Below are 21,301 nucleotides of genomic sequence, written 5' to 3'. Positions count from 1 at the left end.
ATGCCACAGGATCGCCCCGACCTGCGGTGTCAGCGCGCGCGGGTGAGTCGGTAGTCGGCGAGCCGCACCCTGCGTGTCCGGCGCCGGTAGCTGCGGGTGGTGCCGGGCCAGTTGTTGGTGATGCGACCGGAGGCCGTGCGGTACCAGCTGGTGCAGAAGTTCCACGGCGTACGGGAAAGGCGTTGCTGCAGCGCGCCGTTGAACGTGCTCTCGGCCTCCGGGCGCACCTCGAGGCTGTGCCCGGGATGCTCGGCCAGAATCTGTACCGCGTGCCGGATGTACCGGGCCTGCGATTCGATCATGTAGATGATCGACCCCACCCCGACATTGGTGTTGGGCCCGTACACCAGGAACAGATTGGGGAAGCCGGGCACCGTGACGCCCAGGTGCGCGTGCGCCCCGTCCGCCCAGACCTTGGACAGTGCGGTACCGCCCGCCCCGCGAATCTCCATGGGCCACAGGAACTCCGTGCCCTTGAACCCGGTCCCGTAGATGATCACGTCGGCCGCGTGCACGGCGCCGTCGGCGGTGCGCACGCCCTCGGGCACGATGTCGATGATCGGGGTCGTCTCCACGTGCACGTTCGGCTGCGTGAGCGCCGGGTAGTAGTCGGACGAGAACAGTGCCCGCTTGCACCCGATCGGATAGTCCGGGGTGAGTTTGGCCCGCAGTTCCGGGTCCGTGACCTGCTCCTCGAGCTGCTTCTCGGCGAGCTTGGCTACCGCCCGCGTGATCCCCGGGAACTCCACCAGCCCGAGCGCCACGAACTCCGCGATCGCCCACCACGAAAAGCGCTCGGCCGCGGGCATTCCCGGCACCCGCTGCAGCACCCGCTGGTGAATCGGCTTGTAGTCGGTGTCGAATTTGGGCAGCACCCAGGCCGGGGTCCGCTGGAAGAGCGTCAGCGCTGCCGTTCCCGGCGCGATCTCCGGAATGTATTGGAGGGCACTGGCGCCGGTGCCGATGCAGGCCACCCGTTTACCGGCGGTGACGACCTCGTGATCCCACCGCGCGGAGTGGAACGAGGCGCCCGCGAAGCTCTCGATCCCGGGTATGGCGGGCATAGCCGGCCGCGACAGCTGCCCGACCGCCGAGATCAGCACCGTCGCCGTGCGCGCCACCCCGTCGGTGGTGAGCACCGTCCACTGCCCGGTGCTCGCGTCGAATTCGGCCTCGCTGACCTCCGCCCCGAAGACGATCAGCTTGCCGAGCTCGTGCCGTTCGGCCACGTCCCGGATGTACGCGTGAATGTCCTCGCGCCCCGAATAGCGCTGTCGCCATTTCGGTTTCGGTTCGCGGGCGTAGGAGTACAGCGGTGAGGGCACATCGCAGGCCGCGCCCGGATAGGTGTTGTCCCGCCACACCCCGCCCAGGTCCCGCGCCCGCTCCAGAATGGTGACCTCGTGAAATCCGTTCCGCTGTAGTTCCATGGCCATCCCCAGCCCACCGAACCCGGCCCCGATGATGATCACCGACGGCATGCGGCCCTCCTCGCCTAGCAGACCCCTTCCACTCTAAAACCGGGACCTCGCCGGCGTGGGTGTCTTAATCGAGATTTTCGGCCATACTTTTCGCTATGAGCACGGTTCAGGAAGCGGGGATTCGGGACTGGGACTTCCCCCGGGGCGTCGCGAGCATCGCGTTGATGGTGGGGTTCGCGCGGGAGCACGGCGTCGCGGCCGCGCGCGTCCTGCAGGGCAGCGGGGTGAGCGAGCGGGGGCTGAGCGATCCCGATGCCCAGGTGGACGCGCAGGCGGAGCTCACCGTCATTCGAAATCTGGTGCGCGAGTTGGGGGACAGGCCGAATCTGGGCCTGGAGGTGGGGCGGCGGTACCGGATCACCACCTTCGGCATCTTCGGTTTCGCCTGTGTCAGCAGTCCGACCCTGGGCGAGGCCATCGCGTTCGCCCTGCGTTATCTGGAGCTGAGTTTCACCTTCTGCATTCCGGTCGCCCGGTGGAAGCCGGGCGAATTCGTCGCCCGCATCCACGACGAGCGGGTCCCCGGCGACGTCCGGCGTTTCCTGGTCGAGCGCGATGTCACCGCGATGTTCGGCATGCTGAGCGACCTGCTCGGGCACCGCCTGGACCTGGTACGCGCCGAGTTCGACTTCCCCGCACCCTCCGATACCGGCCTGTACGACGAAATCTACGGCCTGCGACCGGAATTCGAGCAGCCGCACAATCTGTTCGGCCTGGATCCCGCGGTGCTGGAACGCCCGCTGCCGCAGGCGAACGAGCACACCTGGGCGATGTGCCTGGCCCAGTGCCGCGACCTGGTCTCGCGCCGGCGGGCCCGCACCGGTATCGCCGCGGAGGTGCGCGAGCTGCTGGTCCCGCGCGGCGGCGCCGACGGTTTCACCGCGCCACCCGGAATCGACTCCGTGGCAAGGGATCTCAACGTCAGTACGCGCACCCTGCGCAGGCACCTGGATGCCGCGGGTACCGGCTACCGGCAATTGCTCGACGAGGTGCGCCGGGCGCTGGCGGAGGAAATGCTCACGGCCACACCGCTTTCGGTGAGCGATGTGGCCATCAGGCTGGGCTACGCCGAAGCGTCGACCTTCATCCACGCCTTCAAGCGCTGGACCGGCACCACGCCCTCGACCTATCGGCGCGCGCTGCTCACTCCGCCGGTGCGCTGAGCGGCCCGCCCATGCCGATCGGCCGGAACGCCGAGAGCAGCCGCCCGTCCTGAATCGAATGGAACACCAGCGAGGGGTCGGGCGCGAAGTCGATCGGCACGTGTCCCGGTGCCGCCGTTTCCCATTCGCAGCCGATGGTGGAGGAGACACTGGGCGCGACGACCAGCGGCTTGCCCGCGAACGAGGTGACCAGGCCCGAATGCACGTGCCCGGTCAGCACGCCCAGCACCCGGTCGTCACCGGCCACGATCTCGGCCAGCCGTTCGGGATTGGTGAGCCGGATGGGATCGACGACGGTGCTGTGCACCGCCACCGGCGGATGGTGCATGGCGATGAGCACGGCGTCGTCGGCGGGCGTGGCGGCCAGCAGGTCGAGCAGCCAGTCGTAGGTTCCGTCGTCCAGAAAGCCCTCGGGCCGGCCCGGCACGCTCGAGTCGAGCAGGGCGAGGGTGAGCCCATTTCCGCTGTGCGCCTGGTTGATCGGCGCGTAGTCGGACTCGGCGCCGAAGAGCACGGTGCGCATGTGGCCGCGGTCGTCGTGGTTGCCGGGCATGATGAGCACCGGCACATCGGCGACCAGCGCCGTGCGGGCCTGCTGGTATTCCTCGATGTCGCCCTCGTCGGCGATGTCTCCGGTGACGACGATGACGTCGGGTCGCCGCGGCAGCTCGGCCAGGAACCCCATCACCCGTTCGGCGCGTTCGTAGTTGCGGGCGCCCAGGTTGAAATGGGTGTCACTCAGCTGTGCCAGCAGAACCATCGGCGTTCGCTTTCTGTGAAGGGCCGCATCGTCGCGCCCGAACGTGCCGCACCCTTGCGCCACGGATTCAGGCTAGATGACCTGCCCATATGCGGTCTCGGTGAGACTCGCCACCGAATATAGCGGTTTCACATCAATGCACGTCGGGGGTGGTGGCGGTCACCGCGGCCCGCGCGATGCCGAGTAGTTGCCCGGGCGTGCCGGTTACGGGTTCGCCGCCCACTTGCCAGAAGTCCGGTCCGGGCTCGGCCTCGAGGTCGAGGACGGGCGGCGTGCGCCAGGAGGCATCCAGTCCCAGCCGCCACGAGTGCAGATGGGTGCGCGCGTGCGCACCGGATTTGTCGAAGAGCGGATCGCCGACGATGGGATGCCCGATCCACGCCAGGTGCACCCGGATCTGATGCCGCCGCCCGGTGAGCGGCCGCAGCGCCAGCACCGTGTGCGTGCCGGTGTCGGCGAGGGTCACGAACTCGGTGATCGACGGGTAGTTCTTGCCCGCGAGCAGTTCTCCTTCGGGTACCTCCCAGCGATCGCCCGCGCGCCGAATGCTCTCGCGCGGTGCGGCGATGCGCACCCGGTTCTTGCGCCCGACGCTCAGCGGCAGGTCGATGACCCCGCGCGCGGGCAGGCCGGTGGAGGCGGTCACCGCGAGGTACGCCTTGCGTGCGGTGCGCTTGTTGAATTGCCGGGTCAGCTCACCGTGCGCGGGCAATTCCTTGGCCAGCAGCACGAGCCCGGAGGTCACCTTGTCGATGCGGTGCACGGGGTACAGCGTCTCCCCGGCGGCCGCGGCGAGCTCCACGATGTCGGTGTCGTGGCGTTCCCCGGTGACCGAGATCCCGGCGGGCTTGTTCAGCGCGAGCACCGCCGGGTCCTCGCTGATCAGGCTGTTCTTCCGCAGTTCGGGCCAAGAGGTGTCCACCCGGTCAGCGTAGAGATCGCGCCGCCGCGCCGATCGGCCGGTGGGCTCGCGGCGAACCGGTCGCCCGGCGCCCGCGAGCCCGCCCGGCTCAGGCGACGGCCCGCTCCAATTCGGCCAGTCCGTCCTCCATGTGCCGCGGCAGCCGGTACAGGTCGGGCACGGTGCGCCGGCAGCCGACGAAGCCGAAATCGAGGTTGTCGCCGTTGGTGGTGAGCGTGATGTTCATGCCCTGCGATTCGAACGGAATCGAGAGCGGGTAGTTCGCGTCCAGGCGCGCGCCCCGCATGTAGACGGGCTTGCGCGGTCCCGGCACGTTCGAGATAACCAGGTTGAACGGCATGCGCGGCAGCGCTTCGAAGCCCGGCACCAGCGAGACCCCCAGCGGTGACATGAGCAGCGCCGAGAGCGCCATGGCCTCGATCTTGGGCAGCTGGGTGAAGACCTGTTTGGTCCGGCGCATGGACGTGCTGATGGCGGTGAGCCGTTCCAGTGGATCGGCGATGTGGGTCGCCAGATTCGCCAGGCAGGCCGCGACCATGTTGCCCTCGGAGGTATCGGACTCGGCCGAGCTGCGGACGTTGACCGGCACCATGGCGATGAGCGGTTCGTCCGGCAGCGCGCCGTGTTCGAGCAGATACGAGCGCAGCGTGGCCGCGCTCATGGCCAGCACGACGTCGTTGACCGTGGCCCCGGTGGCCCGCCGGATCGCGTTGACGCGTTCGAGCGGCCAGGACCGGACCGCGACGCTGCGCGCCCCGCCGATGGACACGTTGAGCATGGTGCGTGGTGCGGTCATGGGCATGGTGAGCCGCCCGTCGATCGCCCCGCGCAGCGGCGCGGCGACGGAGGCGGCGCTACGGGCCATGCGCGGCAACGCTTTTCGCAGCTGCTGCCACTGGCTCCGGGGTTCGGGGGTGCTGTCGCGCTCGACCGGGCGGGTACCCCACGGCACCCGCACGCGGGTGTCGAGCGGGTCGTCGGTGAGGGTGCGCTGCAGCAGGCGCATGGCCGAGACGCCGTCGATGAGGGCGTGGTGCATCTTCATGTAGATCGCGAACCGGCCGTCGTCCAGGCCCTCGATGAGCCGGGCCTCCCAGAGCGGGCGGTGCCGGTCCAGCAGCGTGCCGTGCAGGCGCTCGGTGAGATCGATCAGATCACCCATGCCGCCCGGCCCCGGCAGGGCGCATCGCCGCAGGTGGTAGCCGAGGTCGACCTGTTCGGCGTGCGACCAGTTCACGCTGGAGAAGCCGCCGAAGGTGCGGCTGGGGTGGCGCTGGAAGCGGGTGCGCACGTCGGTGGCGCCCGCCATGCCGGCGAACAGGTCCCGGGTGAAATCCGGGCCGGCGTCCGCGGGTGGCTCGAACAGCTGCAAACCGCCGACGTGCATGGGGTGCTCGCGGGATTCGACAGCCAGGAAGATCGCGTCGAGTGGGTTGAGAAGATCCATCGGATTCGCCTATGCCGTGGGGGAGCGCTGTACGTGGTGAAACCGGACACCGCTGCCGGGAGATACGGTCAGGCGACGCTGCCCCCCGCTGCGTTGAGATGAATCAGGTTATCACCGCGCTTGATTCGTCATAACCCCGACGCGCGGCCCTAAACCTCGCGTATCCGAACGTGTCGCGAGAGTAGCTTGTGATTCGCCATGGATCACCTCATCCGCAGACGCACGCTGCTCGGAATGGCCGCCGGTCTGGCCGCCGCCGGGCTCGCGGCCGCGTGCGGCCGGACCGGCGAACCGGGCGACGACGATCCGCCCGACGCCGCCGAGGCGATGCGGATCGCCACCGACGCTTATGTTTTCGGCTATCCGCTGGTGCTGATCCACGCCACCCGCGATGCCGGCGGCCCGGTCAACGCCTTCCGGCACAGTCGCGACCTGCCCACCGACGAGGACCGGGTGATGGTGCGCGCCAACCAGGACACGCTGTATTCCAACGCCTGGCTGGACCTGTCCGGCGAACCCATGGTGCTGCAGGTGCCCGCGATGGCCCCGGACCGCTACTGGATCATGCAGCTGCTCGACGCCTGGACGAACACCGTGCACCACCCGAGCTCGCCGCGGACCGGCGTCGCGGGCACGCCGCCGCTGTTCACCTATCTGATCAGCGGCCCGGGCTGGTCCGGCACGGTGCCGCCGGGCCTGACGCATCTGCCCATGCCGACGGTCACCACCTGGCTGCTCGGGCGGGTCCAGGTGAACGGCACCGGTGACGTGCCCGAGGTGCGGGCGTTGCAGGATCGAATGCGATTGGCGCCCTTGAGCGCCTGGCTCGCCGATCCCCAGGCCACCCGCACCGGCGCGGCCATCACGGTGGACGACCAGCTCACCGCACCGGTCAAGGAGGTGGCGGCCCTGGACGGGCGGACCTTCTACGACCGGCTGTGCACCCTGATGGCAGTCGACGCGCCCGCGCCCGCCGACGAGCCCGCGCTGCGCCGGTTCGCCCGCATCGGCATCGAACCCGGCGGCCGGATCGACGACTTTCCCATCGCCACCCTGGACGCGGCCGCCGCGGCCGCGCGCAAGAGCATCGCCGCGCACGTCGATCCCGGTACCCGCACCGAGAACGGCTGGCTCTTCTCCACCGCGCTGGGCGCCTACGGCACCGATTACGCGCAGCGCGCCGCCATCGCCCAGCGCGGGCTCGGCGCGAACCTGCCCGAGGACGCGCTGTATCCCTCCACGCCCGAGCTCAGCGCCGACGTCAACGGCGAACCCCGCAGGTTCCGCATTCGCTTCGAGGCGGGCCGGTTCCCGCCGGTGGCGGCGTTCTGGTCGCTGACCGCCTACGACGCCGAGGATTTCCTGGTCGACAATCCGGATCGGATCTACGCGGTCGGGCACGGTCTGCCCGTGGTCCCGGCCCCGGACGGTTCGGCGGAGATCCTGATCCAGCACGCCGACCCCGGACCCGCGGTGCCGCGCGGCAATTGGCTGCCCATCCCCGCCACCGGGATGTTCTCGCTGACCTTGCGGTTGTACGCGCCCCGCCCCGAGGCCGCCGACGGCCGCTGGCAGCCGCCCGAGATCCAAGCGGTGTCCTGACTGTCCGGTCGGAGTGTTCTCTGCCAGAATCGAATTGCTGTGAGTACGCTGAGCGCCGTTCATCGTGGGTTCCGGGGTCGATAACCAGTCCCGGACCGACCTCGAGGAGGATGTGGTGACTGCCGTAGCTCCCAAGCCGGAATCGGGGTTGGAGGCCGCCCGGCCCTACCCGCCGCGCTTGGGCCCCAAGGGTTCGTTCATTCACAAGGCGGTGACGACGACCGACCCGAAGGTGCTCGGCGTCATGTACCTGTGCACCGCCATCACCTTCTTCCTCATCGGTGGGCTCATGGCCCTGCTCATGCGCGGTGAACTCGCTCGCCCGGGCATGCAGTTCCTCTCGCCCGAGCAGTTCAATCAGCTGTTCACGATGCACGGCACGATCATGCTGCTGTTCTACGCGACCGCGATCGTCTTCGGTTTCGCGAACGTGATCCTGCCGCTGCAGATCGGCGCGCCGGACGTGGCGTTCCCGCGCCTGAACGCGTTCAGCTACTGGCTGTACCTGTTCGGCGGCACCATGGCCACGGCCGGATTCGTGACCCCGGGCGGCGCGGCCGATTTCGGCTGGACGGCCTACACCCCGCTCTCGGACATCGTGCACTCGCCCGGCGTCGGCGCGGACCTGTGGATCCTGGGCCTGGCCGTCTCCGGTCTGGGCACCATCCTGGGCGGCGTCAACATGATCACCACGGTCGTCTGCCTGCGCTGCCCCGGCATGACCATGTTCCGCATGCCGATCTTCACCTGGAACATCCTGGTGACGAGTGTGCTGGTGCTGCTGGCCTTCCCGCTGCTGACCGCCGCGCTGTTCGCGCTCGCGTACGACCGGCATCTGGGCGGGCACATCTACGATCCGGCCAACGGCGGGGCCATTCTCTACCAGCATCTGTTCTGGTACTTCGGCCATCCCGAGGTGTACATCATCGCGCTGCCGTTCTTCGGCATCGTCTCGGAGATCTACCCGGTCTTCAGTCGCAAGCCGATCTTCGGGTACACGACGCTGGTGTACGCGACCCTGGCCATCGCGGCGCTGTCCATCGCGGTGTGGGCGCACCACATGTACGCGACGGGATCGGTTCTGCTGCCGTACTTCTCGTTCATGACGTTCCTGATCGCGGTGCCGACCGGCGTGAAGTTCTTCAACTGGATCGGCACCATGTGGCGCGGCCAGCTCACGTTCGAGTCACCGATGCTGTGGTCGATCGGCTTCCTGGTGACGTTCCTCTTCGGTGGTCTGTCGGGCGTCATCCTGGCCTCGCCGCCGCTGGACTTCCACGTGTCCGACACCTATTTCGTGGTCGCGCACTTCCACTACGTGCTGTTCGGCACGATCGTGTTCGCGACGTTCGCCGGCATCTACTTCTGGTTCCCCAAGATGACCGGCAGGCTGATGGACGAGCGGCTGGGCAAACTGCACTTCTGGACCACGTTCTTCGGCTTCCACCTGACGTTCCTGGTGCAGCACTGGCTGGGCAACGAGGGCATGCCCCGCCGCTACGTGGACTACCTGCCGTCCGACGGATTCACCACCCTGAACACCATTTCCACGGTCGGCTCGTTCGTGCTCGGCCTGTCGATGATCACGTTCGTGTGGAACGTCTTCAAGAGCTACCGCTACGGCGAGGTGGTGACCGTCGACGACCCCTGGGGCTACGGCAACTCCCTGGAGTGGGCGACGACCTGCCCGCCCCCGCGCCACAACTTCTTCGAGCTCCCCCGCATCCGCTCCGAACGCCCCGCCTTCGAACTCCACTACCCCCACATGGTCGAGCGCATGCGCACCGAAGCCCACGCCGGCTGGGGCAGCCGAACCCACAAGACGGTCGAAGCGACCGAGCCCCCGCCCCTGGAACAGCCCCGCCCCGAAGACCGCCCCACCCTGGAGAAGGAATAGCCCCGCACGCCCGCCGCGAGACACCCGCACATCGGCGCCCGGCCTCGGGCACTCGGCCGTAAGGCCGCGGCCCGTCTCGTTCTGGACTGAGTGGAGCGGGGGAGCGAAGCGGAGGAGCGGAGGGAGGGAAGAACGAGACTTCAGGGGCCGCGGCCCGCCCGGAGCGAAGCGGAGGGCAAGATAAACACCGTGCTGCTTTCTGATCGCGACATCCGTACGGAGATCGCCGCCGGGCGTCTCGGGCTCGACCCGTTCGACCAGGCGCTGGTGCAGCCGTCGAGTATCGATGTGCGGCTGGACAGTCTGTTCCGGGTGTTCAACAACACGCGGTACACCCACATCGATCCCGCGCAGCGGCAGGACGAGCTGACCACGCTGGTCGAGCCGACCCCCGGCGAGCCGTTCGTGCTGCACCCGGGCGAGTTCGTGCTGGGCTCCACCCTCGAGGTGTGCAGCCTGCCGGACGATCTGGCCGGCCGCCTGGAGGGCAAGTCGAGTCTGGGCAGGCTCGGTCTGCTGACCCATTCCACGGCGGGCTTCATCGATCCGGGCTTCAGCGGTCACATCACCCTGGAGCTGTCGAACGTCGCCAACCTGCCCATCACCCTGTGGCCGGGGATGAAGATCGGCCAGCTGTGCCTGTTCCGGTTGAGCAGCCCGGCCGAGAACCCGTACGGTTCGGCCGCGGCGGGCTCGAAGTACCAGGGCCAGCGCGGTCCGACCCCGTCCCGCGCGTACTTGAACTTTCAGTCCGTCAACGGCAACTGACCTGCCTTCTCCCTGCCTTTCATCGCGGCGCGCGCACGCGTATCACGGCCCCGGGCACGGTAACTCGGGCCCGATCTGCCCGCTTGCGGGTGTACGTAACGCTCGGCACGTCGTAAGGTGGCCCCGACAGGTACAGTGACCACACCGTGATGTGTGGTTCCACCGCTCCGCGCCCGGTTTTCCGCGGGCGATTCGCAGGTGGCCCCGGGCCGCTCGCGGATCGGTGAGCGGGGCATACGAAATGGGCAGCAGATGAGTTCGGTACTGGGAGTTTCGGTGGGGTCCGGCGCTATTCGCGTCGCACGTCCGCTGGCGAACTCCACCGAGCACGCCACCGCCGAGAATTTCGACGTGCAGGCGGTGCCGGTCGGCGCCCGCCGGGTCGAGGAATTGGCCGCCGACGCGGTCGGGGCGATCCTGGCCGCGGATCCGCACATCGTCGCCACCGCCATCGCCTACCGCGACGAGCAGCACGCGCGCGCCATCCGGGCCGAGATGGCGCGGCGGCAGTTCACCAACTACGAGCTCATCCCCGATGTCGTTGCCGCCCTGGAGTTTCTGGAGTACTCCGGTGAGCTGCAGGGATACGGCACGGTGGCGCTGTACGACCTGGGCGCTTCCGGGCTGTCGGTGACGGTCGTCGACACCGGTTCGCGCCAGCTGGTCGTCACCGAGCGCACCAGCGACATCAGCGGCGACTACCTGGATTCGCTGATCCGCGAGCAGCAGATCGCCTCGGGCCGGATCGCGCATCCGCCGGACGCGGCCGGGCTGGCCGAGCTGGATTCGCTGTGCCGCCAGGCGAAAGAGCAGCTCTCGAGCAGCAGCGCGGTCGCGCTGCCCTCGACCGAGGGCCTGGTCCTGCTGTCGCAGGAGAACTTCGAAGCGCTGATCATGCTGGCCGTCGAATCCTCGGCGCGGATGACCCGCGATGTCATCCTGCGGTCGGAGCAGCCGGTGCAGGCCGTGGCGCTGGTCGGCGGCTGCGCTCAAATTCCGCTGGTGGCACGGGTTCTGCGGCGCTGGCTGGGTGTCCCGGTCATCGTGGCGCCCGGTCCGGGCAGTGTCGCCACGCGCGGCGCGGCCCTGCTGGCGCGCCCGGTGCGCCAGCGTCCGGCGAACGTGCCGTTCCCCAACGCCTTCGCGGATCCGGCGCCCGCGCCGGTGCCCGCCGCGCCGTCCTGGCGGTCGCGCCGCACCGACCCGACGACCGGCCCGGGGGAGAAGTTCAGCCGCCGCCGGGAGATCAGCGTGGCCGGGGTCGCGGTGGGCGCGCTGGTCGTGGTCGCCGCCATCGGCGTCTCCATCGGCTGGGGTCCGCAAGTGCTGGAACACGATTCGCAGAGCAGCGACGCCGCGTCGAGTTCGATCCCGCCGACCACGACGCGCACGCCCGCCGTCGAGGCCACCACCGCTCCGCCCACCACGAGCGAGGCCACCAACGAATCGCTGGCCGCCCCGCCGCCGCGGCAGGCCACGACCACCACCGACGCGGCTCCGCCCCCGCCCGGTCCCAACACCTTCACGATCATTCCGGGGCTGCCGCCGGTCGTGGTTCCGACGCTGCCGCCGCTGTTCCCGCAGCAGCCCGCGCCGTAATCCGCCGCCGCGAGCCCGCACGGCGGTTGTGGTCACCCGCTGTATTCACCCGCGCGGCAACCGTACTCACCCGCCGAGTCCGCCCCGTCGACTGCCAGAAAGGGGCGGACCCGGTGGATGCCGGCGCGCGCCTGCGCCGGTGCGAGGGCCGGCTGCGTTTCAGTCCTCGCTTCCGGTTCCCACCGCCAGAGCTGTCGTGACTATCACCGACAGGGGTGGGAGTTGGAGGTCACGGGTCGGAGGTACCACCCAGTGGCAGCCCTCACGCGTCCATCGGCCGAGGCCGGTGGGCAGCATGACGGCGCTGCCGACGGCGGGGATGCCGACGTCGAGCCGGTTGAGCGCCTCCAGGATCTGCACGCCCGGACGTGAATCCGGCTCCGCCAGAAAGCTCCAGCGGATCTGGCGCGCCAGCATGGGGCCGGTGCGCCGGCGCTGATGCAGTGCGGTGCGGACCTTTTCGGCGCGGGCCACGGGCAGGTGCACGACGGCGACATGACCGGTGACCGGCAGCATGACGAATCCGCCGCGCTCGGCGACCGGGAGACCGGCTTCGTGCCGGTAGTACGACACCCAGTCCTGCACCGTTCTCAGCTTGTCCGCGTTCACCACCGGCTCCCTTACCTCCGCCTCCAGGGTCGCGGTTCTTACGGACGGGTGGGTATGCCCGCACACCCGCCTTACACTGCCCTTCCGCTGCCTTTATTGCCGATGCGCATAAAGCCTGGTACCAGCTGGGTTTCGGCTGTGGCCGTGGCCGGTTCTCGCTCGTACCCTGGACATCGGAGTTCGTTCGGAAGGATGACATCGTGGTCCGGCAGTGGTCAGGTAAAGAGGCCCGTGCCCTCCGCGATGCCAAACGAATGAGTATTCGGGAGTTCGCAGCACATTTGGGTGTGCACGAACGCCTGGTTTCGAAGTGGGAGGCCGGGGGAAATCGGGTACATCCCCGTCCCGTCAATCAAGCCGCTCTCGATACTTCCCTCGCCAGGTCCGACGAGATCGTTCGGGCACGGTTCGCGGCATTGATCGACCAGCCACTGATCGATCGGCCGTCCGTGCCGGATTTCGATGCGCGCCAAGGAGGTTCCCCCGCCGGGCAACCGACCGCGGCCGCGGCCAGCTATTCCAGCGACGCGGAACTGCTGGCGCTCGTGGATTCGGGTGCGATGAGGGGCGATGCGTTAGCGGCGATTTCGGAGAGGGATCTGATCATGGCGGCTGCTCATGAAGCGAGCGACCATGCCGGGAGGGCGGAGAGCACCAATGTGGGTCCGACCATGTTGGAGCAGCTCGACGCCGACGTCACGCGGATCGCGAACGACTACGTTCATGTGCCACCCGTGCCGATGATGGTGGAGATGCTGCGGGTGCGCCGCCGCGTCTACCGGCTGCTCGAGGGCCATCAACGCCCGGCCGACACCGGGCACCTGTATCTGCTGGCGGGGACGCTGTCGGGCTTGCTGGCCAACGCCAGCACCGATCTCGGCTACGTCGATGCCGCGGGCGAACAGGCAAGGGCCGCTTGGGCGTACGCGGAACTGTGCGAGCACAACGGATTACGGGCCTGGACCCGCGGTATGCAGGCGCTCATCGAGTACTGGTCCGAGCGCCCGCGGCGCGCGGTGCTGCTGGCCCAGAGCGGTCAGCAGTACGCGGAATCGGTGACCGCGCGGGTGCGGTTGCACAACATCGAGGCTCGCATCTGGTCCAAACTGGGCAGCGTCGCCGACACCGAGCGCTGTATCCGCGCGGCCGACGCGGCCCGCGAGGGCAGTTCCAGCGACACCCTGCACGACGAGGTCGGCGGCGTCTTCGGCTTCAATCAGCCCAAGAGCCACTACTACGCGGGCGCGACCTACATCCATCTGGGCCAGGCCCAGCCCGCGCTGGCGGCGACCGAACGGGCCATCGATCTGTACGCCAACGGGCCCACCGAACAGCGCTCCTACGGGGCCGAATCCCTGGCCCGGGTGGACAGCGCGGCCGCGCACCTGATCAACGGCAGCCTGGACGGCGCGGCCGAAGCCCTGCAACCGGTCCTGCGCATGGACGAGGACAAGCGCATCGCCCAGCTGGAGGAGCGTCTCACCGGTCTGCGTCAGCGCCTGATCCGCCCGGAGTTCCGGGAGGCCACCGAGGCGCGCCGGCTGGACGAGCGGATCGAGGAGTTCTGCGGGACCACCGCGGCCAAGGGCATCCTGCCGCCGGATGCCGGGCGGTAGAGCGGCGGGTGTGGCGGCGCGCGGCCGGGTCCCGAAGTGGCCGGGCGGCGGAACTGGCACGATGGTCGGGTGAGCCCTTCCAGTCACCTACCGCACCGGTCCCCGCGCGTCTTGGAGCAGTCCACCAAGCTCCAGAACGTCGTCTACGAAATTCGGGGTCCGGTACACGCGCACGCGGCACGGCTGGAGGCGGAGGGGCATCGCATCCTCAAGCTGAACATCGGCAATCCCGCGCCGTTCGGGTTCGACGCCCCCGATGTGATCATGCGCGACATGATCGCGGCGCTGCCGTACGCGCAGGGCTATTCCGAGTCCAAGGGCATACTGCCCGCGCGCCGGGCGATCGTGACCCGCTACGAGCTGGTGCCGGGCTTCCCGGAATTCGATGTCGACGACGTCTACCTGGGCAACGGCGTCTCCGAGCTGATCACCATCACCATGCAGGCGCTGCTGAACAACGGTGACGAGGTGCTGCTGCCCGCGCCGGACTATCCGCTGTGGACGGCCATGACCAGCCTGGCGGGCGGCACGCCGGTGCACTACCTGTGCGACGAGTCCAACGGCTGGCAGCCCGACATCGCCGACATGGAATCGAAGATCACCGACAAGACCAAGGCCATTGTCGTGATCAATCCGAACAATCCGACGGGTGCGGTGTATTCGTCGGAGGTGCTGCAGCAGATCGTGGATCTGGCGCGCAAGCATCAGCTGCTGCTGCTCGCGGACGAGATCTACGACAAAATCTTGTACGACGACGCCAAGCACGTGTCGCTGGCGTCGCTGGCGCCGGATCTGCTGTGCCTGACGTTCAACGGTCTGTCCAAGGCCTACCGGGTCGCGGGATATCGCTCGGGCTGGCTGGTGATCACCGGTCCGAAGGACCACGCGGAGGGCTTCCTCGAGGGCATCTCGCTGCTGGCCTCCTCGCGCCTGTGCCCGAATGTGCCCGCGCAACACGCGATCCAGGTGGCCCTCGGCGGGCACCAGAGCATCGAGGACCTCATCCTGCCCGGCGGGCGACTACTCGAACAGCGCGATGTGGCGTGGGAGCAGCTCAACACGATCCCGGGTGTCTCTTGTGTGAAGCCGCGCGGGGCGCTCTACGCCTTCCCCCGGCTGGACCCGGAAGTGCATGAGATCCACGACGATTCGAAGCTGGTGCTGGACCTGCTGCTGCAGGAGAAGATCCTGATGGTGCAGGGCACGGGCTTCAACTGGCCGCATCACGACCACTTGCGGATCGTCACCCTGCCGTGGGCGCGCGACCTGTCGGTGGCCATCGAGCGGTTCGGTAACTTCCTCGCGGGATACCGTCAGTAGCCCTGAACTGGGCATATGACCAGTGGCGCACAAGCGACACGGTCAAAAACAAACCGCTGGTACGAAAAAGTTCGGTTTTTAGAGACTTAGCTAGCGCAAAGAACCGCCTTTTGTGTACAGTGGGACTCGGCACTCAGGTGCCCGACCGGACCGCCTACCCCCCCTGGGCCGTCCGGTCCTGGATTGGCAGGCCTACCCCCCCTGGGCCGCCGATCCCCGGGCGGCGGAGACATCCCCCTGCTCTCCGCCGCCCCCTCCCACTTTCTCCGTCCCGCCTCGGGACAGCCCTTCGTACTTCGAGAACGATTGTCGTTTAGGCTCCCCGAGTGAGCGATCACCATCATCATTCCCACGACCATTCGGGACCGCTAGCGATCGGCGCGACCGCCGCTCGCGTGGTCGTCGGCCTGCTCGCCGTCATCGGCGTGCTGGTCGTGGCCGGTCTGGTGTGGCTGTGGCCCAGCGCGCAACAGGTCGACATCCCGCTGCCGATGCAGAGCGCGGGCGGCGGCGCGGTCACCACCGAGGCCGGCACCGTCGTCATGCAGGACATCGGTCCCTGCGGCAGCCCGTCGATCGGCCGGGTCTTCCCCGACGAGCCGCAGCAGCCGCGCAACGACTCCTACACCTGCGAACGCAGCATCGTCACCATCGACTCCGGACCGCACGAGGGCAACAAGACCCTCTTCGAAATCGCCAAGGGCCCGGGGCAACCGCAGCTGCACGTCGGGGATTCGCTGCGCATCGTGCGGCAGAGCGACGCCTCCGGCGTGCCCATGTACTCCTTCGACGACTACGCGCGCGGGCTACCGCTGTCCATCATCGTGATCGTCTTCGCGGTCGTGATCATCGCGGTGGCGCGGTGGCGCGGGCTGCGGGCGCTCATCGGCCTCGTCTTCGCCTTCGGCGTCGTCGTGAAGTTCCTTCTCCCAGCGCTTTTGGACGGCAAGCCGGCTATTCCGGTAGCCCTGGTCTCGGGTGCGCTGATCCTCTACGCGGTGCTGTACCTGGCGCACGGGGTGAATCTGCGGACCAGCTCCGCGCTGCTGGGCACCCTCGCCTCGATGGTGGTGGCGGCGGTGCTGTCCTGGGTGGCCCTGGAGATGACGCACCTGACCGGGTTGTCCGAGGAACAGAACACCAACGTCGCCACCTACCTGCAGCACGTCAGCATCACCGGATTGCTGTTGGCGGGCTTCATCATCGGCTCCCTCGGCGTGCTCAACGACGTGACCATCACCCAGGCGTCCGCCGCCTTCGAACTGGCGGCGCTGGACGAGAAGGCCACGCGCCGAAGCATTTTCGGATCCGCCATGCGGGTGGGCCGGGACCACATCGCCAGTACCGTCTACACCCTGGTGCTCGCCTACGCCGGCGGCGCGCTGCCGCTGCTGCTGCTGTTCAGCGTGGCGGGCCGCTCGATCGGCGACGTCCTCACCGGTGACGCGGTCGGCATCGAGATCGCGCGATCCGCCGTCGGCGGTATCGCACTCGCCCTGTCGGTGCCGCTGACCACCGCCATCGCGGTCATGCTGGCCCGGCCGTTCGGCCACAAGCCCGCGCTGAGCAAGACCGGCGGCGGTCCGCGCCGGACGGGCGCCGGAACGCGTACCGGTGCCCGGGCGGGCGCCGGAGCCAAGCGCCCGGTCGCGGACAGCGGGACGGGCGGGGCGCGCCGCCCGCGCGCCGCGGGGGCGGGCGGACCGGCGACGGGCGCGCTGCGCAAGGAGCGCCAGGCGGCCGGGACGACCCCGCCTTCAGGTGCGCCGCAGGCGAATCCGTCCTATCCGGGCAGTCCGCCGAGTCCGGACCAACCGCCCGCGCCCTGGTCCCTGCGCGCGAATTCGGGGGGTGCGGGCAATGCCCAGGACATCACCGATCCGCGCCATCCGATCACCGGCGGGATCCCGAGGCCGCTGCCGCCCAACCCGATTCAGCAGCCGCCGCCCACCGGTCCGGCGAGTGGTTTCGACCCGTGGAACTCCACGCCCGGGCCGGGTGCGGGTGAGCGGCCGGATCGCGGTACCGGCTGGGGCTCGGGAACCGATGCGGCTCAGCCGAATACGCCGCCGGATCCGGATGACCCGCCGCGCCCGCGCGGCGGCAGGCACTCTCGGCCCTGATCGGGGTTTCCGCTCGGTAACCACCGCGGAATCGGGGCCGAAGTCGCTGACACGCTGGGCGTGTGGATTCCCGCTGTTAGGGGTGTGATCGAGTACGGTGACCGTGCGGTGCGAGTTGCTCCGCAATTGCCACAATTCCGGTTCATCGCAGGTGCCAGGTTCCGGGTCCGGAGGATGCTCCGCATCGTGCCCCGTGACCCGCCGGCCTTCGAGCGACCGGGTGCGAAAACAGCTGCGAGAGTGGTGTTCCGGGGTTGGATCACCACTCTCGCAGCGTTCTGTTCAGGCCGTTCCGGCGCTCTTCAGGCCGGTCGTGCGCTCTTCAGGCCGGTAGTGCGCTCAGAGTCGCTGCCACAGAGCGGGAGTCGCGGTCGGCATCCAGTTCGGGTCGTACACCGTGTGCGCCTGCCGGCACCGGTACCTGGCGCCCTGATAGGTGACCACGTCGCCGACGGCGTACTTGCCGCCCACCCGCCATTCGTCGCCGGCGGGCTTGTCCGTGGTGGTCGGGTGCTGATGAGTGGTGGTCACCGGCGGCTGCGTGGTCGCGGGGGGCGTGGTGACCGGCGGCTTGGTGGTGACCGGGGGCTTGGTGGTCGGCGGCACGGTCGTGGGCGGCGCGGTGGTGGGACGCGTTGTGGTGGGCGGGTTTCCGCCGCCGCCACCGATCTGCACGTCCACGCACGAGTAGAAGGCCGCGGCGGTGTCGCCGATGTTCCAGATGGCCAGCAGCTTCTGGCGGCCGGTGAAGTTGCCGAAATCGATGGTGTGCGTGGTGCCCTGCGCGGGCTGCTGCATGTTGCCGTCGAATACGCCGAGCCGGGTGTTGCCGATGTAGTACTCCCAGTTCAGCGTCCGGTGATTGGCGGTGAACGTCCAGCTGAAGGTCGCGGTCTTGCCGACCTGCTGGACCTTCCAGGGCTTGGAATCGTCGTCCAGATCGGCGAATTGGCCGAGATTCGCGCTGCAGTTGCGCAGGCCCTTGGGGCCCTCCACGCTCTGCGGTTCGTACTTGATCGCGCCGCAGGACACGGTGCCCGCGGCGCACTGCGCCTGTCTGCTGAAGGTCGTGATGTAGCCGTGCGCCTGGGCGTCACCGGCGGGCAGCAATGCCAGAATGGGCGAAATGCCCAGGGCGGCCCCGACAATGGACAGTCTTCTACTAACCACGTGAAACTCCTTGCGAGAGTGAGACAGCGGGGGCCCGCACGCTGTCTCGTGACATAGCTGTGACGTGATCTGGATCACTTTGAAGCAGAATCGTGCTCTAAAAGATATGGTCCGGCAACGCGTTGGTCAAGCGTCCTAGCTCAGAAGATCGAAAATTCGTTGCGCACAGCAAACTTCGGTTCGCTCGCAGCAAACCTGACTCGTAAGTAGCTGGGAAAACGCTGAATTCAGACCGTCGAGCGGGCCGCCACGCAGAGAGCCGACACGCCGTCGGCGTCGGTGGCGAAATGGTCGAAGCCGCTCGGGACCCCGAATTCGGCGAAGGAGACCTCGGAATCCGGGACGGGCAGCGCCGGGACCGGAATGCGCACGGCGGCATGCAGATCCCGGACCTGCGTCAGCTCGATCACCCGCCGGGCATTGTCGGCGCGCACACCGCCGCAGGCCATCACGTCGATGCGGCCGTCCGCGAGGTTCACCAACTGCGTGATCAGCGGGACGCCGTCCAGGACCGAGTCCTGCCTGCCCGAGGTGAGCAGCCGGGTGAATCCCGATTCCAGTAGTAGATCGAAGCCGGCGAACGGGTCGGCGCACACGTCGAACGCGCGGTGGAACGTGACCTCGATGCCGTCGGCGGCAGCGAGTAGCTCGGCGTTGGCCGAAGCGTCCAGATTGCCGCGTTCGTCGAGCGCGCCGACCACGACCCCGTGCGCGCCCACCCGCCGCGCCAGCTCGACGTCGGCCCGCATGAGCGCCACCTCCTCGGCGGAGTAGCGAAAGTCGCCCGGGCGCGGCCGGATCAGGACGTGCACCTCGGTGTCGACCACTTCCAGCACCGCTGCCTCGATCAATGCCGCGCTCGGGGTCAGTCCGCCCACCGACAATCCGCTGCACAGTTCGACGCGATCCGCCCCCGCCGCCTCCGCGATCCGCACCCCGGCCATCGACTCCACGCCGATCTCCACCCGCACCGCCCGCGTCTCCGTCATACCTTGCAGTATGGGCGAAAACCCGCGACGGCGTTTGCCAACGATTAACGACTGCTGTCTGAAGATCAGCGTTCAGCGCGGTGTCGTCCACGTGCGCTCGCGGTGAGGAGGCCGTGCGCGGCCGTCCGGACGCGGTGGGTCGTGCCGCGTGGTGAGCCTGCCGGGGCCCGGGCGAGCAGGGTGGAACGACGGCGGAGTGGGCCGCGGCTGCCGCGCCCGAGGCGCGTGAAACGCAAAGGGCGCGCTACCGGGTGGGTAGCGCGCCCTCGACTGTCAGGCGGTGCGGGTCAGCTCTTCTTGCCCGGGGCCTTCATGCCGGACTTGAAGCCGAGCCCACCGGGCTTGGCGGCCGGGGGATTGGCCGCGCCGTTCGCTTCGGTGCCGTTCGCCTCGGTGCCGTTGGCGGCCGGGGTGCCGTTGGTCTCGGGAGCGCTGGTCTCGGCCGGAGCCGCGACCGCTTCCTCGACCTCGTCGGCCGGAGCCGAAGTGGCCGGTGCCGCAGGCGCTTCGGCGGCCGGAGCCGCCGGAGCGGCCGCGCCGGGCGCCTTGGTGGTCGGGCGCTTGAGGCCGGACTTCATGGCCAGGCCCTTGGGGGCGATGGACGGCTTGGCCTCGGCGGGCGCCGCCGACGCCGGGGCCGCGGGTGCCTCGGCCGCCGGAGCCTCGGCAGCAGGTGCCTCGGCCGGAGCGGCGGGGGCCGCCGGGGCTGCCGGAGCCGCTGCGCCGGGCGCCTTCGCGGTGGGGCGCTTGAGGCCGGACTTCATGGCCAGGCCCTTGGGCGCGATGGACGGCTTGGCTTCGGCAGGAGCCTCGGCGGCGGGCGCCGCGGCGGCCGGAGCTTCGGCCGGAGCCGATTCCGCCGGTGCCGCAGCGGTTTCGGCCTTCGCGCCGGGCGCCTTGGCGGCGCCCTTCATGGCCAGACCCTTACCGGGGGCCTTCGCCGGACCCTTCATGGCCAGGCCCTTGACGGGGGCGGCCGGGGCCGCCGAGGCCTCGGGAGCCGTTGCCGCGGACTCGGTTTCGGCGGCGGCGGGGGCCGCGGCCTTCGCACCGGGTGCCTTGGCGGGACCCTTCATGGCCAGGCCCTTGCCGCCCGGAGCCTTGAGGCCACCCTTCATCCCCAGGCCCTTGGCCGGAGCGGGCGCGGCCGGAGCCTCCGCCGAATCGGTTGCCGCGGCGGCGGTCTCGGCGGCGGGGGCCTTCGCGCCCGGAGCCTTCAGACCACCCTTCATGCCCAGACCCTTGCCGCCGGGGGCCTTGAGGCCGCCCTTCATACCCAGACCGCCACCCGCGGGCGCGGCCTTGGCCTCGGCCGGAGCCGCCTCGGCCACAACCTCCGGCTCGGGCTCGGGCTCGGCGACCGGTTCGGGTTCTTCGACCTTGGGGACCTGGATGACCTTCAGGTTCTCGGTCATCGCAGCCGCGTCGATCCGGTCGATGGACTGCAGCATCAGCTGCGCGACATCGACGACCTCGACACCCTGACCGACCTCGCCACCATCCTTACGCGCGGTGACACCGTCGGTCAGCATCACCCGGCAGAACGGGCAACCGGTCGCGATCATCGACGGCTCGTTGCCACCGTTCAACGCATCCAGGGCCTCATCGACACGGTCGACGTTGATGCGCTTGCCGAGCTGCTCTTCCATCCACATCCGCGCACCACCCGCGCCACAGCACATCGAACGCTCACCATGGCGTGGCATCTCCAACAGCTTCGAACCCGACGCCTCCATCAACTCACGCGGGGCGTCGTAGATCTTGTTGTGCCGGCCCAGATAGCACGGGTCGTGGTAAGTGACGTTCTGCGCGACCGGGGACACCGGAATCAGCTT

15 protein-coding genes and 1 pseudogene are annotated in these 21,301 nt (G+C 69.0%); 8 read left to right on the top strand and 8 right to left on the bottom strand.

The genetic code is table 11. From position 1 onward, the window contains the following. Positions 1-29: 29 nt before the first annotated feature. Positions 30-1,481 (bottom strand): flavin-containing monooxygenase, encoded by a 1,452-nt coding sequence (locus tag ACWDOP_RS23885; RefSeq protein ID WP_456346845.1) that lies wholly within the window; start codon positions 1,479-1,481, stop codon positions 30-32. 95 nt (positions 1,482-1,576) lie between these two features. Here ACWDOP_RS23885 and ACWDOP_RS23880 point away from each other — a divergent pair, with 95 nt between their 5' ends. After that, positions 1,577-2,644, top strand: coding sequence for an AraC family transcriptional regulator (locus ACWDOP_RS23880; protein ID WP_456346844.1), 1,068 nt, complete (start codon positions 1,577-1,579; stop codon positions 2,642-2,644). On the opposite strand, the gene ACWDOP_RS23875 is transcribed toward ACWDOP_RS23880, so the two are convergent. The 3 genes from ACWDOP_RS23875 to ACWDOP_RS23865 all read right to left on the bottom strand — a co-directional run bounded on the left by ACWDOP_RS23875 (position 2,625) and on the right by ACWDOP_RS23865 (position 5,773). Then, on the bottom strand, positions 2,625-3,404 hold the full coding sequence (locus tag ACWDOP_RS23875; protein WP_456346843.1) for a metallophosphoesterase: 780 nt from the start codon (positions 3,402-3,404) through the stop codon (positions 2,625-2,627). The genes ACWDOP_RS23880 and ACWDOP_RS23875 overlap by 20 nt on opposite strands. A gap of 133 nt (positions 3,405-3,537) precedes the next feature. Beyond that, positions 3,538-4,326 (bottom strand): RluA family pseudouridine synthase, encoded by a 789-nt coding sequence (locus ACWDOP_RS23870; protein WP_456346842.1) that lies wholly within the window; start codon positions 4,324-4,326, stop codon positions 3,538-3,540. Positions 4,327-4,414: 88 nt separating this feature from the next. Beyond that, complete coding sequence (locus tag ACWDOP_RS23865) at positions 4,415-5,773, bottom strand: WS/DGAT/MGAT family O-acyltransferase (RefSeq protein WP_456346841.1); 1,359 nt, start codon at positions 5,771-5,773, stop codon at positions 4,415-4,417. Between the two features lie 198 nt (positions 5,774-5,971). Between ACWDOP_RS23865 and ACWDOP_RS23860 the strand changes: the two genes are divergently transcribed. The 4 genes from ACWDOP_RS23860 to ACWDOP_RS23845 all read left to right on the top strand — a co-directional run bounded on the left by ACWDOP_RS23860 (position 5,972) and on the right by ACWDOP_RS23845 (position 11,639). Beyond that, the gene (locus ACWDOP_RS23860; RefSeq protein WP_456346840.1) at positions 5,972-7,375 is read left to right on the top strand and encodes a DUF1254 domain-containing protein; all 1,404 of its coding nucleotides are present in this window, start codon (positions 5,972-5,974) and stop codon (positions 7,373-7,375) included. A gap of 115 nt (positions 7,376-7,490) precedes the next feature. Beyond that, entirely contained in the window at positions 7,491-9,272 is a 1,782-nt protein-coding gene (gene ctaD / locus ACWDOP_RS23855; RefSeq protein ID WP_456346839.1) for an aa3-type cytochrome oxidase subunit I, read from the top strand. A 189-nt stretch (positions 9,273-9,461) separates the two neighbouring features. Further along, positions 9,462-10,040 (top strand): dCTP deaminase, encoded by a 579-nt coding sequence (gene dcd, locus ACWDOP_RS23850; RefSeq protein WP_454204450.1) that lies wholly within the window; start codon positions 9,462-9,464, stop codon positions 10,038-10,040. 252 nt (positions 10,041-10,292) lie between these two features. Then, a complete protein-coding gene (locus tag ACWDOP_RS23845; RefSeq protein WP_456346838.1) occupies positions 10,293-11,639 on the top strand; it encodes an Hsp70 family protein in 1,347 nt (448 codons plus the stop codon). Between the two features lie 159 nt (positions 11,640-11,798). On the opposite strand, the gene ACWDOP_RS23840 is transcribed toward ACWDOP_RS23845, so the two are convergent. Then, the gene (locus ACWDOP_RS23840) at positions 11,799-12,248 is read right to left on the bottom strand and encodes a hypothetical protein (RefSeq protein ID WP_454204452.1); all 450 of its coding nucleotides are present in this window, start codon (positions 12,246-12,248) and stop codon (positions 11,799-11,801) included. A 671-nt stretch (positions 12,249-12,919) separates the two neighbouring features. Between ACWDOP_RS23840 and ACWDOP_RS23835 the strand changes: the two genes are divergently transcribed. From ACWDOP_RS23835 to ACWDOP_RS23825, 3 genes and pseudogenes are all read left to right on the top strand, one after another. Continuing rightward, entirely contained in the window at positions 12,920-13,864 is a 945-nt protein-coding gene (locus ACWDOP_RS23835) for an XRE family transcriptional regulator (RefSeq protein ID WP_454204453.1), read from the top strand. Between the two features lie 69 nt (positions 13,865-13,933). Next, positions 13,934-15,184 (top strand): pyridoxal phosphate-dependent aminotransferase, encoded by a 1,251-nt coding sequence (locus ACWDOP_RS23830; protein WP_454204454.1) that lies wholly within the window; start codon positions 13,934-13,936, stop codon positions 15,182-15,184. 326 nt (positions 15,185-15,510) lie between these two features. Beyond that, a pseudogene (locus ACWDOP_RS23825) lies at positions 15,511-16,755 on the top strand (YibE/F family protein); the annotation flags it as partial. 891 nt (positions 16,756-17,646) lie between these two features. On the opposite strand, the gene ACWDOP_RS23820 reads toward ACWDOP_RS23825, so the two are convergent. The 3 genes from ACWDOP_RS23820 to ACWDOP_RS23810 form a co-directional block, all read right to left on the bottom strand. Continuing rightward, entirely contained in the window at positions 17,647-18,477 is an 831-nt protein-coding gene (locus ACWDOP_RS23820; RefSeq protein ID WP_456346837.1) for a lytic polysaccharide monooxygenase, read from the bottom strand. A 227-nt stretch (positions 18,478-18,704) separates the two neighbouring features. Continuing rightward, entirely contained in the window at positions 18,705-19,466 is a 762-nt protein-coding gene (locus ACWDOP_RS23815) for a copper homeostasis protein CutC (protein WP_456346836.1), read from the bottom strand. A 287-nt stretch (positions 19,467-19,753) separates the two neighbouring features. Further along, a partial coding sequence (locus ACWDOP_RS23810; RefSeq protein WP_456346835.1) for a (Fe-S)-binding protein occupies positions 19,754-21,301 on the bottom strand: 1,548 nt, incomplete at its 5' end.

The organism is Nocardia sp. NPDC003693 (assembly GCF_053981095.1).
This window is presented reverse-complemented; position numbering and strand designations above follow the sequence as displayed.